8 protein-coding genes and 1 pseudogene are annotated in these 11,784 nt (G+C 74.0%); 4 read left to right on the plus strand and 5 right to left on the minus strand.

Annotation, left to right across the window (positions count from 1 at the left end; translation table 11 throughout):
* Positions 1–56 precede the first annotated feature (56 nt).
* Complete coding sequence (locus tag ACFRAV_RS20830; protein ID WP_382557705.1) at positions 57–1,679, plus strand: IS200/IS605 family accessory protein TnpB-related protein; 1,623 nt, start codon at positions 57–59, stop codon at positions 1,677–1,679.
* A gap of 42 nt (positions 1,680–1,721) precedes the next feature.
* On the opposite strand, the pseudogene ACFRAV_RS20835 reads toward ACFRAV_RS20830, so the two are convergent.
* The 3 genes and pseudogenes from ACFRAV_RS20835 to ACFRAV_RS20845 all read right to left on the minus strand — a co-directional run.
* Positions 1,722–2,060 (minus strand): annotated as a pseudogene (locus ACFRAV_RS20835) (LysE family transporter); the annotation flags it as partial.
* Positions 2,061–2,463: 403 nt separating this feature from the next.
* Entirely contained in the window at positions 2,464–4,416 is a 1,953-nt protein-coding gene (locus tag ACFRAV_RS20840; protein ID WP_382557707.1) for an APC family permease, read from the minus strand.
* Positions 4,417–4,499: 83 nt separating this feature from the next.
* A complete protein-coding gene (locus ACFRAV_RS20845) occupies positions 4,500–5,156 on the minus strand; it encodes a glyoxalase (RefSeq protein ID WP_382557708.1) in 657 nt (218 codons plus the stop codon).
* Positions 5,157–5,255: 99 nt separating this feature from the next.
* Between ACFRAV_RS20845 and ACFRAV_RS20850 the strand changes: the two genes are divergently transcribed.
* Positions 5,256–6,083, plus strand: a complete 828-nt coding sequence (locus tag ACFRAV_RS20850) for an SDR family oxidoreductase (protein ID WP_382557710.1) — start codon at positions 5,256–5,258, stop codon at positions 6,081–6,083.
* Between the two features lie 89 nt (positions 6,084–6,172).
* Here ACFRAV_RS20850 and ACFRAV_RS20855 read toward each other — a convergent pair whose 3' ends face one another.
* Positions 6,173–6,547 (minus strand): DUF2255 family protein, encoded by a 375-nt coding sequence (locus ACFRAV_RS20855; RefSeq protein WP_108952188.1) that lies wholly within the window; start codon positions 6,545–6,547, stop codon positions 6,173–6,175.
* A gap of 155 nt (positions 6,548–6,702) precedes the next feature.
* A complete protein-coding gene (locus ACFRAV_RS20860; protein ID WP_382557712.1) occupies positions 6,703–7,506 on the minus strand; it encodes a peptidoglycan DD-metalloendopeptidase family protein in 804 nt (267 codons plus the stop codon).
* 328 nt (positions 7,507–7,834) lie between these two features.
* Here ACFRAV_RS20860 and ACFRAV_RS20865 point away from each other — a divergent pair, with 328 nt between their 5' ends.
* Both ACFRAV_RS20865 and ACFRAV_RS20870 read left to right on the plus strand, forming a co-directional pair.
* Entirely contained in the window at positions 7,835–9,478 is a 1,644-nt protein-coding gene (locus ACFRAV_RS20865; RefSeq protein ID WP_382557714.1) for an ABC transporter substrate-binding protein, read from the plus strand.
* Positions 9,479–9,581: 103 nt separating this feature from the next.
* The gene (locus tag ACFRAV_RS20870; protein WP_382557716.1) at positions 9,582–11,741 is read left to right on the plus strand and encodes an alpha/beta fold hydrolase; all 2,160 of its coding nucleotides are present in this window, start codon (positions 9,582–9,584) and stop codon (positions 11,739–11,741) included.
* Positions 11,742–11,784: the final 43 nt, after the last annotated feature.

Consider the following 11,784-nt stretch of genomic DNA (forward strand, 5'->3'; position numbering starts at 1 on the left):
TGGAGAACGGCAGCGGAGGCCGTCGCGCGCTGACCGCTGCCCGTGTGACTGGGCCGTTGCGGTCGTTGCGTGTGCCGTTCGTGGTGCGGGAGGCGTCCGGGTGCGCGATCCGGACCCGGCTGAAGGACCTGACGGCGCTGGACGTGGAGGTGTTGCGGCAGGTCGGCTCCCATCTGGGTTCACTCGCCTCGCGTGACCTGCGGGTGTACGCGCAGGCCGGCTTCGAGCGGAGTGCGGCGTCGTGGGCGGTGCGGAAGCAGGCGCTGACGGCCGCGTGTTCGTCGCGGTGGGCGGGTGCGGTCACCAAGGCCACGCACGACCAGTACGCGCTCGCCCGCCGCGCCCAGGCCGCTCACCTCCACCGGCTCGAGACCACCATGAAGGTCATCCGTGACCGCTTGGCCCAGCCCCTTGGTGCCAAAGGCAGCAAACGGTCTCCAGGTGGTTACCGGTCCGCGCGGGAGTGGCGGGCCAAGGCGCAGCGGCTGCGGGTGCTGGAGGCCCGGCACGCCGAGGTGAGGGCGGACTGGGAGGCGGGCCGGGTCCATGTGGTGCGGGGCGGCAAACGCCTGGCTACCACGCGCCACCATCTGGCGGAGGCCGGCCTCACCGAGGACGAGTGGCGGGCGCGGTGGGAGGCCGCCCGGGCGTTCCTGTCGGCGGACGGTGAGTCGGGCAAGAGGTTCGGCAACGAGACCATCCGTGTCGCCCCGGGCGGTGAGGTGAGCGTCAAGCTGCCCAGGCCGCTGGAGCATCTGGCGAACGCCCCGCACGGCCGGTACGTCCTCACAGGCCGGGTGGCGTTCGCGCACCGCGGTGAGGAGTGGACCGACCGCATCGACGCCAACCGTGCTGTCGCCTACGAGATCCGGCACGATCCGGTCCGGGACCGCTGGTACCTGACCGCGTCGTGGAAACGCCCCGCCGTTCAGGCTCTTCCGCTCGAAGCCGCACGAGCGCAGGGGGTGATCGGCGTGGACATGAACGCCGATCACCTCGCCGCCTACCGTCTCGACGCGCACGGCAACCCTGTGGGTGGGCCGCGCCGCTTCGCCTACGACCTCACCGGACCCGCGTCGCGTCGTGATGCGCAGTTGCGGCATGCGCTGACCCGGCTGATGCACTGGGCGGTGCGTGAGGGGGTGGGGGCGGTGGCGATCGAGGACCTCGACTTCACCGACAGCACCACCCGCGAGAAACACGGACGCCGCAAGACGTTCCGGCAAACGGTCTCCGGGATCCCAACCGGCCGGTTGAAGGCGCGGATCGTGAACATGGCCGCCGAGCACGGCCTGATCATCGTCGCCGTGGATCCCGCTTACACCAGCCGGTGGGGCGCCCAGCACTGGCAGAAACCCCTCACCGCCCCCACCCGTGCGGTGACGCGGCATGATGCCGCGGCCATCGCCATCGGACGACGCGCCCTCGGACACCCGGTCCGGCGTCGGACGGCAACGCCCCCGCACGACCGGAGCGATCGTGCGGGACATCGAGCCGCCCAGACCGAACCATGTGCACGAGGGCGTGAGGAAACCCGCCCCTCGATCCCCGGACAACGGACACGATCCGTCCCGCCGGACACCGAGGCGAAAGCAGGCGACCAGCATGCCCAACACCGTTCGGGGCATGCGGCTGAGCACCAGCCCTGGATCCAGGGCTCACTCCCGCCCAGTCTTTAAGAACGGTTGAGCAGCGTGATCTGATCACCAGCAGTGTCAGGTAGGGCCGGTCGGACTCCCCCCGGCCCGGGTCGCGGTCCGCCGCGCGCGGTAGGCGCGCACGGCGCCGACGGCTCCCAGCGCCGCGAGGGCCAGCAGCACCAGCGCGGAGGCCCACCGGAGCGGGTCGGCGAGGGGCCGCACGAACTCGGCGAGCGCGGACCCGCCGAGGACGGCGAGCAACGCGTACAGCCCGTCCGCCGTGGCCACTCCGAGGGCCGCGCAGGCGCCGGTGCGCGGCGTGGTCCGCGCGCTCAGTGTCACCAGGTACGCGCCGACCGCCCCCACCGGCACGGCGATGCCGTACCCCGCGAGCAGCCCCGCGACCAGGGCCCCGTTCACCGGCGTGGGCGGGTCGCTCCCGGCAGGCCGGCGTTCCGCTGCTGTCGGCCGCGCGCCGATCGGGCGTCGGAGTGCGGCAGCGGGTGGGCGGTGGTCGCGTTCATGCGCAGATGGTCGGCCGCGGACACCGGGCCGCGCAACCACATTTCCGCGCCCCCGCCGCGCCCCCGGCACGTACCCGGCTCGCCGCCGGCTCAGATCTGCGGGAGGTCGTCCTCCGGCTCGTCCCGGGCCGTCGCGACGGCGGCCCACAGCGGCATCAGCAGGTACGTGGCCAGCTCGGCGGTCAGCACGGGTGGGACCACTGGTGCGACGGTCGCCTCCCGGGGCGGGGCGGATGGCTGCGCGGCCGCACCCGGCGGCGCGGGCGGATCTCCGCGGGCACCCGGCGCCGGGCGGGGTGTCAGTCCGGCGGGGGCATGCCGTGCGTCTCCAGCGCGCGCAGGGCGCGGGACACGTCGAACGGCAGGATGGTCACCGCGGTGTGGGGCAGGTGCGTCAGACTCCGCGCCATCGACTCACCCGTGCCCCTGTGGAGCAGCTTGCCCAAGGCGCCGCTGTACAGGCGCCGCGGTACCAGGACCGTCAGCGAGACGTCGCCGTCCCGCGTCGTCCTGACGGCCAGTTCCCGCATCGCGTGGCGCAGCCGGCGGTCGGGGCAGGCGACCAGCTCCAGGTCCACCGAGGTCGCCGAGGTCGACGCCCAGAGGGCGGACAGCCGTCGCGCACGCGCCTCGTCGATCGCGAAGTGCACCGCCCTGATCGTGTGGGGCCGCAGTTCGTGGGCGTACCGCAGGGCCTTCAGCGTGGCCAGGTCGAGCGCCTCGACCATGACGAGGACGTGATGGTCGCGCGCCCCGGGTCGGTCCGCGCCCTCGGGCAGCCGTTCCAGGGCGGCGGCCTCACGCCGGTACTCGCGGTTGATCCGCACCAGACCCCACACACCCACCGGGAAGACGACCACGACGAGCCACGCGCCCTCGGTGAACTTGGTGACCGCGAAGATCACCACCACGGCGGCCGAGGCGACCGCCGCCAGCACGTTGAGCACGATCTTCACCCGGCGCAGCGGCTCACGCCGGCGCAGATGATGGGTGGCCATACCCGCTCCGGCCATGGTGAAGGCGGTGAACACCCCGATCGCGTACAGGGCCACGAGCTTCTCGACGCTGGCCCGGGTGACCAGCAGCAGCGCCAGCGAGAGAACGGTGAGCACGAGGATGCCGTTGGAGAACGCCAGCCGGTGCCCTCGCCTGGTCAGCACCCGGGGCAGGAACCGGTCCTGCGCGACGAAGCTGGCCAGGAACGGGAAGCCGGTGAAAGGCGTGTTGGCCCCGGTGTAGAGGATCAGGGCGGTCGCCAGCTGGACGAGGACCAGTCCCGCCGTCCCCCAGGGCCCGTCGCCGAAGGCGAGGTGGGCCTCCTGGGCGATGACCGTCGGGGTGCCGTCGGCGTAGGGGACCGCGTGGGTCAGGAAGGCCAGCACGGAGACGCCGAGCACCAGGACGGCGAGCACGCAGCTCATGGTGACCAGGGTGCGGCGGGCGTTGCGGCCCTGCGGTTGGCGGAAGACGGAGACGCCGTTGGAGATCGCCTCGAGCCCGGTCAGGGACGAGCCGCCGTTGGCGAAGGAGCGCAGCACGATGAAGAGCGAGGCGCCCTGGAGCCAGCCGTCGCCGGGCGTGCCCAGCGGCACGACGCCGTCGGCCCTCAGGTCGGCGTGCGGCAGGGTGCCCGTGAGGCCGCGCACCGCTGCCACCGTGAAGACAAGCCCCATGGCCGCCATGAAGAGATAGGCCGGCAGCGCGAACGCCCGCCCCGCTTCCCGGATTCCCCGCAGGTTGCCGTAGGCGAGCAGCAGGACGACAGCGACGGACAGCGGCTGCTGCAGGTGGTCAAGGCCGCTCCATCCGCCGCCCACCAGATGGGCCAGCGAGATCAGCGCGTTGGTGCCGGCCGACACCTGGACGGCGACGGTGACGACGTAGTCGACGAGCAGCGCCACCGCGGCGACCTGCGCCACGTCCGGCCCGAAGTTCTCCCGGGCCACCACGTAGGAGCCGCCTGCCCGCGTGTAGATGGTGAGGACGTCGCTGTAGCAGAGCGTGAGAAGCAGCAGGACCAGGAGAATGGCCCCGGTCACCGGCATGACCACCGTGAAGGCGGCCGTCCCCACGACCGGCACCAGGACGCGCAGCATCTGCTCGGTGCCGTAGGCCGACGAACTGACGCAGTCGGAGGCGAGCACGCCGAGCGCCGTGCGGTTGCTCAGCTTCTCCTCGCTGATCCTCTCCGCCGTCAGCGGCTCGCCGAGCAGGCCACGCCTGACGCGGTACAGCACCTGGTCGAGGGTCATGCCCTCATCCAAGCGGCAACCGGCGACGGAGCCGTGCAGGCACCACAGCGACCCCCGCACGCACCACCCCGGGGGCCGGTGCGTCAGGACCGCGTGACCACGGAGGCCTCCGCGGTCTCCCAGGTGAAGCCGTCCGGGTCGGTGAACGGGCCGCCCGTGGCGCCGAGGGCGAGGCGGTGCGAGCCGTCGCCGTCGGCCGGGAGGCCGAGGTCCTTGGCCAGCCCGGGGCGCTTGTACAGGGCGAGCTTGACGGGGAAGGCGTCCCCGGCGGCGAACTCGGCGTACTTGCCGCCGAAGCTGCGGGCGACGGTCAGGCCCTGCTCGGCGTAGAACCGCTTGCTCGCCTTCACGTCCTCCACCCCGAGGAGCACGACCACGTCGTCGATCTCCCGGGTGGCGGGGCCGGTGTCCTTCTTCTCGGAGGTGGCGACCTTCCAGATGGTGCCGTCCGGCGCCTGGACGACGCCGCCGTAGCCCCACAGGGACTTCGCGGCCGGCTTCAGCACCGTGGCGCCCGCCTCGACGGCGGCGTCGAGGAAGCCGTCCACGGTGGCGGGGCGGGAGACGGTGAGCGCCAGGGTGAAGCCGCGGAAGCCGGTGGAAGGGGCGTCGGAGGCTCGCAGGCGGATGTACTCCGCCACGCCGAAGGCGTCGTAGAAGCGGCGGGCGGACTCGACGTCGTCCACCTCGAGGGTGACGGAGGCGAGGGAGAGGGACCTGGGGGACGCGGTGGTTGTCATGTGCTCCACGCTAGGGGCGTGACCCCCGTGGGGGCTTCTCGAAAACTGACCGGTCCGCGACCGCCGGAGCCGTTCCCTCCTGGCCTAGGGTTTCGCCCCATGACGTTGCTGATCGTCGGCGCCGGCGGATACCTCGGCTCCGAGCTGGCGCGGCAGGCGACGGCCTCCGGACGGCCGGTCGCCGGGACCTTCGCCACCCGCCCCGGCGACCTGCCCGGCATGGCCTGGCTGCCGCTGGACCTGCGCGACCGGTCCGCGCTCGACCGGGTGCTCGACGAGATGCGCCCGGACACCGTGGTCAACACGGCCTACCGCCAGGCGGACTGGGGCGTCACCGCGGAGGGCGCCGTCCGGGTCGCCATGGCCGCGGCGGAGCGGGGCCTGCGGCTGGTGCACGTGTCCAGCGACGCGGTCTTCTCCGGCGCCCGGGTCCACTACGACGAGGGCGCCGCCCCGGACCCGACCACCCCGTACGGGGCGGCGAAGGCCGCCGCCGAGACCGCCGTCCGCCTGCTCACGCCCACCGCGGCCGTGGTCCGCACCTCGCTGATCCTCGGCGACGGCGGGTCCGGGCACGAGCGGCTGGTCCACGACCTGGCCGCCGGACGCCGCGCCGGTGTGCTCTTCACCGACCAGGTCCGCTGCCCGGTCCACGTCGCCGACCTCGCCGCGGCGCTCCTGGAGCTGACGGAGCCGGTGCACTCGGGGACCTTCCACGTCGCGGGACCGGACGCGGTGAGCCGCCACGAGCTCGGTCTCCTGATCGCCCGGCGCGACGGCCTGGACCCGGCGGCGGTGCCGGCCGGCCGGCGCGCGGACGTCGGCGACGCGGGCCCGGCCGACGTACGCCTGGACGGCGAGGCCACCCGGCGCCTGCTGAGCACCCGGGTGCGCGGCGCCACCGAGTTCCTGGCCCCGGGCGCCTGATCCACGGCGGAACCAGGAACCAGGGGCCCGGAGCCAAGTGCCCGGAGCCAGAAGCCCGGAGCCAGGAGCCCGGAGCCAGGAGCCCGACGTCACTCGCGGGGGTCGAGGCGCATGGTGGTGGAGCGGGCCGGCTCGGTCAGGATGGTCTCCAGCGAGGCCGGGTACGCCTCGTACTTGGCGTAGTAGGCGGCGTCCACGCGGTCGTTGAGCCGGGGGTCGGCGTCGACGACCGTCACGTCCTTCTCCACGCCGCCCGCCCGGATGCGGCCCTGGTGGCGGGCCCGGGTGCCCCGGTACCAGCGCGAGCCCGGCCCGTAGACCGACCGGACGTATACGTCGTCGCCGTCGCGGACCACCCAGATGGTGCGCCAGTCGCTCAGCGCGCCGTCCTCGCCGACGGAGGCGATCTCGAGTTCTTCCGCTTCGCCGATGCCCGCGAGTTCGGTGCGGGTCCAGGTGGTCATCACGTCTCGGCTCCTCGCTGGGGGTTCGGTCGCGCCTGATCCCAGCGGAACGGCTCACCGCGGCCCACGCCACCGGTGGGCGTCCGGACGGACCAACACCCGGCCCGTCCGGACACGCCGGCTCACCACCGGCTCATCACCGGCTCACCGCGCGGTCAGCAGAGCGGGACGCCCGGCAGCTGGGCCGAGGGGTGGTCGATGTAGATGTTGGAGACGAAGCCGTTCTGGTCGCGCAGCTTGCTCCACCAGTTGTTGGTGTAGCCCTCCGCGTTGACCGTGTCGCCCTGCTTCTGGCAGACCACCCACACCGAGGTCGGCCCGCTCAGCGTGGCGACCACCGGCGCGCTCAGCCGCGCGTCGGAGCGGACGTTGACCCCGCTCCCCCAGGTGTTGAACGCGGCGCCGCCGCTCCCGCCGCAGCCGTTGTCGCTGGTCAGGTAGGCCTGGTTGTAGGAGCCCGGGTAGGACAGCCCGGCGCCGTTGATGACGATGTTCTGCCCGGTGCCGTTGTACAGCTGCTCGTAGTGGATGTGCGCCCCGGAGGAGTTCCCGGTCGAGCCGGTGGTGCCGATCTGCTGACCCTGGCTCACGTAGGCGCCGCTCGGCACGGAATACGCCGCGAGGTGGAAGTAGTAGGTGCGCCAGCCGCCACCGTGGTCGATGACGATGTAGTTGCCGGCGCCGCTCGCCTGGTAGTAGCGGGTGGCCGTGCCCGCGGCGGAGGCCAGGACCGGGGTTCCGGCGGTGGCGCCGCCGTCGGCGCGGACGAAGTCCAGGGCGCGGCGGACCTCGGCGGAGTGGTGGCTGTACGTCCAGCGCTGCCCGCAGGGGTACGGCGCCTTGAAGTTGGGGGCGGCGGCGACCGCGTCCGCGGCGGCCTGGGCCGGGGATGCCGAGAGACCGGTGAGGGAGAGCAGCACGACGGCGATCAGTGCGGGGAGGCGTCTGAGCAGGGACACGTTGCTCCTCGGATGGGGGGACGCCGCGGAACGCGGCGCACGACGCCCGGAACGTAGGGCCGCCGCGCCGCCCCCGGCAAGGGCTGGTACAGGCCTTCTCCGATCGGGCCGCGCTCCTTGCTGTTATATGACTGCCCGATCATCAGTCACCCCCCTCCCGGTCCATCCATAAGGCGCGCTTTGACGCCGTCAAACGCCTTCGGTTACTGTCACCGCCCAAGTGGACAGTTCTGGTGGACAGATCGCCGGAACAGTACGGCGCACAGACGTATCGACGTACCGACGTACCGACGTACAGCCAGAAGTACAGAGTGAGGACGGTGGCCCGATGTCGGCCTCGGAGACCGGCGGCGCCCTGAGCCGCCGCAGACTGCTCAGCCTTTCCGCGGCCGGCGCCGGCGTGCTCGCCGCGTCGGGGCTGCTCGGGGCGTGCGCGCCGCAGGCCGCCGACCAGGACGGTTCCGGCAAGGGCGGGGCCGGGGGCACGGACGGGCCGGTCGGCGAGCTGACCTTCGCGCTGCCCTCCTCCATCTCCTCGCTGGACGTCGGCCGCGAGTCCGGCGTGCTGAACTACCTGGTGGCCACCCTCGTCCAGGAGTCCCTGCTGTCGGTGACCCCGGCCGGCGACCTCGGGCCCGGCCTGGCCACCTCCTGGAAGCAGCCGGACGCCGCGACGTACGTGTTCACGCTGCGCCGGGGCGTCGTCTTCAGCGACGGCACGCCCTTCACCGCCGCCGACGTGGTCGCCTCCGTCGAGGAGATCCGCGACCCGGAGAACGCCTCCGTGCTCGCCTACGCCTTCGCCGGGGTGAAGTCGGTCGAGGCCACCGGCTCGCACGAGGTCACCATCCGCCTGAAGGCCGCCGACGGCGCCTTCCTCTGGAGCGTCGCCCCCGGCTGCCTGCCGGTCGGCAGTGAGAAGTTCCTGCGCGCCCACCGCGGGAAGATCGGGACCGAGAAGACCCTGCTGCTGGGCACCGGCGCCTACCGGATCACCGAGTTCGCCGCCGACAGCCACGTGCTGCTGGAGAGCAACCCGCGCTGGTGGGGCGAGAAGCCCGCCGTCTCGAAGCTGAAGCTCTCCTTCGTGCCGGACGCCGGCACCCGCCTGGTGGCCATGAAGTCCGGCGAGGTGGACGGCGCCCTCGCGCTGGCCTCCGACGAGACCAAGGGCTGGGCCTCGGCGGCCGAGGTGGGCTACACCGCCGACCGTTCCGTGGTCTCGCTGGCCTTCGACACCTCCAAGGCCCCCTGGGACGACCCGCACGTGCGCCGCGCCGTCGCCCACGCCGCGGACCGCGAGGGCATGGTCGAGGGCATCCTGCAGGGCAAGGCGGAGATCGCGAACGCGCTGGTCTCGCCGGCCATGTGGGGCGACCTGCTGCCCGAGAAGAAGGTGCGCGCCGCCTACGCGGAGATCCCTGAGTACTCCTTCGACCTGGACCGGGCCCGTGCGGAGCTGGCGAGGTCCGCGCACGCCGACGGCTTCGCCGCCGAGCTGCACTACCCGGCGAGCGGCCCCCAGGTCGGCAAGGCGGCGCTGGCGCTGGCCGACTCGCTGAAGAAGCTCGGCATCACCCTGAAGGTCAAGGAGATCACCCTCGAGGCCTGGGTGAACGAACTCGGCTCCGGCAAGCAGCCGCTGCAGTTCCTCTGGTACTTCCCGGTCACCGGCGACCCGGCGGAGCTGGCCGACGCCTATCTGAACGCCGCCGCCACGGCGACCAACATCGCCCACTACGACGAGCCGGCCGTCAACAAGGCCCTCGACGGGGCGAAGACCGACACCGACCCGGCCAGCCGCGGCGAGAAGCTGCTGACCGCGGTCACCACGGCCGCCGCGGACCTGCCCTACCTGCCGCTGTGGTGGGCGCAGACCGCGACCGCGCTCTCCCGGGACATCGTCCTGGAGCAGCCCGGCCCGTTCGCCTTCGTCGGCCCCTGGGCGACCCGGATCCGCAAGGCCGCCTGAAACCGCCGGCCCCCGGCGGCTCCCCCTGACCGGTGGGCGGGGACGACGGCCCCCGCGCCGTCCCCGTCCACCTGCTCGCTCCCGCACCGAACACGGACCTCTCATGCCTCGCCCCGCCGCCCCTCCCCCGTCCGCCGACCGCCCCACGGCACGTGTCGTGCGGCGGGTGCGGGAGGCCATGCTGCGGCTGGTCCACCCGGCCGAGGCCCGTCTCAGTCCCGACGGAACCACGGTGGCGGTCACCGCCATGGGGCCCGACCACACGTCCCTGGTGCTCGCACCGGTGGCTGACGGCTCCGCGGCGGGAGACGGCCACACGGCGGCCGCCCACACGGTCGTGGGGGACACGGACGCCGGCCACACGGTCTGGCGCCACACCCCCCGCTGGCTGCCCGACTCCCGCACCCTGCTGCACGTGGCGCAGCCCGCGGACGCTGCGGACCCCTCGGCCGCCGACGACCGCGCGGACGCCTCCCGCCACCCGTACCTGGCCCTGCTCGACGTCGTCACCGGAGAGACGCGCACCCTGCTGCGTGCCCCCGGTGAGGTGGAGGACCTGCTGCTCTCCGACGACGGGACGCGGGCGCTGCTGCTCACCGCGGACGACGGCGCGGAGCGCGACGGCATGAGCCTGGGGCTGCCGGTGCGGCTGGGTCCGAGGCCCGACCCCGAGCGTTTCGCCCCCGGTCTGGGCATGCGCCGCCTGCACCTGGTGGAGCTGGCCACCGGCGAGCTCCACGAGGTGGGGCCCGTGGGGCTGACGGTCTGGAACGTGGCCTGGCGCGGCGGCGACCTGGCGGTGGCCACCGTCTCCGAGGACACGCTGCCCTCCGGCTACTACGAGGCCCGTTTCGCCGCCCTGGACCTGACCGCCCGCACCGCGCGCACCCTGTACGAGCCCGAGGGGCAGCTCACCGCTCCCGCGCTCGACGCCGACGGGCGTCGCGCCGCGGTCGTGGAGGGCATCTCGATCGTGGCCGGCCGCCCCCTGGTCGTCGACCTGGCGACGGGCCAGGTCGAGCGCCCGGCCGCGCTGGAGGACGTCACCTGGCTGGAATTCGCCGCTCCGCATCACCGGGGCGCGGTCGCGGACCCGTCAGGAGCCGCCCCTGCCCCGGGGAACACCGCTCCGGACCCGGCGGGCGCCGCCGCGGCGGACCTGTGGCACGCCGGCTGGGACGGCTCCGGCTCCCGCGTCGGGCGCACCGCGGCCGGCGCCCCGGGATGGGGCGGCCCGGTCACCCTCACCGGCCCCGGCTTCACCCCCGCCCTCTCGCTCAGCGCCGACGGCCGCACCGCGGCCACCGTGCTGGACGCGCCCGGCAGCCCCGCCGAGGCCGTCGTCGCCGCCACCGACGGCCCGGACGCCTGGCGCTGGCGTCCGGTGACCTCGCTGAACGCCGGGCGCCGCGTCGACGGCTTCCGCACCACCGCCACCGGCTGGACCTCCGCGGACGGCACCCGGGTGGACGGCCTGCTGCTGGAGAGCGACCCGCCGCCCTCCGCCGTCGGCCCGCGCCCGCTCGCGGTGCTGCTGCACGGCGGACCGTCCTGGCTGTGGACCACCTCCCACGCCCCCGCCGACGTGCTGGGTCTGGCCCCGGCGCTCGCCGCCGCCGGGTACCTGGTGCTGCTGCCCAACCCACGCGGCAGCAGCGGGCGCGGCCTCGACCACGCCCGTGCCGTGGTCGGCGACGTCGGAGGCGGCGACCTCCAGGACGTGCTGTCCGGCGTCCGTCACCTGATCGCCGCCGGCCAGGCCGACCCGGACCGCGTCGCGGTGCTCGGCCACAGCTACGGCGGGCACCTCGCCGCGCTGGCCGCCGCCCGCACCGACCTGTTCCGCGCCGCCGTGGTGGTGTCCGCGCCGTCCGACTGGGTGAGCTTCCGCGACACCAGCAACATCGGCGGCGGCTACGACGACGCCTACCGGATCCGTCCCGAGGCCCGGGAGCGCTCCGCGGTCAACGCCACGGGAGGGTCCGGCACCCCCACGCTGATCGTGCACGGCGCCGAGGACCGGGTCACCCCCGTGGGCCAGGCGCACCAGCTCTACCGCTCGCTGCGCCGCGCCGGACGAGCGCCCGTGGAGCTGTACGTGTACCCGGACGAGGGTCACGAGTTCACCGACCCGGCCCGGGTGCTGGACGCGGTCGCCCGCGCCGAGGCGTGGCTGGCGCGGCACCTGGACGGCCCGGGCCACCGCACCGGCGTGGGGGGCGCCGCCCCCCCCCCCCGCCGGGGGCGGCGCAGCGCCGGGTAGCCGTCGAAGCCGAGGGCCACCGCGAAGCGGGTGACGGACGGCT

It is taken from the genome of Streptomyces sp. NPDC056600, assembly GCF_042792855.1.
Classification (GTDB): domain Bacteria; phylum Actinomycetota; class Actinomycetes; order Streptomycetales; family Streptomycetaceae; genus Streptomyces.

Bases quoted from the DNA above. Each gene is read 5' to 3' on its own strand.
- ACFRAV_RS20840 (WP_382557707.1), bottom strand. From the start codon at position 4,416: ATGACCCTCGACCAGGTGCTGTACCGCGTCAGGCGTGGCCTGCTCGGC.
- ACFRAV_RS20845 (WP_382557708.1), bottom strand. From the start codon at position 5,156: ATGACAACCACCGCGTCCCCCAGGTCCCTCTCCCTCGCCTCCGTCACC.
- ACFRAV_RS20850 (WP_382557710.1), top strand. From the start codon at position 5,256: ATGACGTTGCTGATCGTCGGCGCCGGCGGATACCTCGGCTCCGAGCTG.
- ACFRAV_RS20855 (WP_108952188.1), bottom strand. From the start codon at position 6,547: ATGACCACCTGGACCCGCACCGAACTCGCGGGCATCGGCGAAGCGGAA.
- ACFRAV_RS20865 (WP_382557714.1), top strand. From the start codon at position 7,835: ATGTCGGCCTCGGAGACCGGCGGCGCCCTGAGCCGCCGCAGACTGCTC.
- ACFRAV_RS20870 (WP_382557716.1), top strand. From the start codon at position 9,582: ATGCCTCGCCCCGCCGCCCCTCCCCCGTCCGCCGACCGCCCCACGGCA.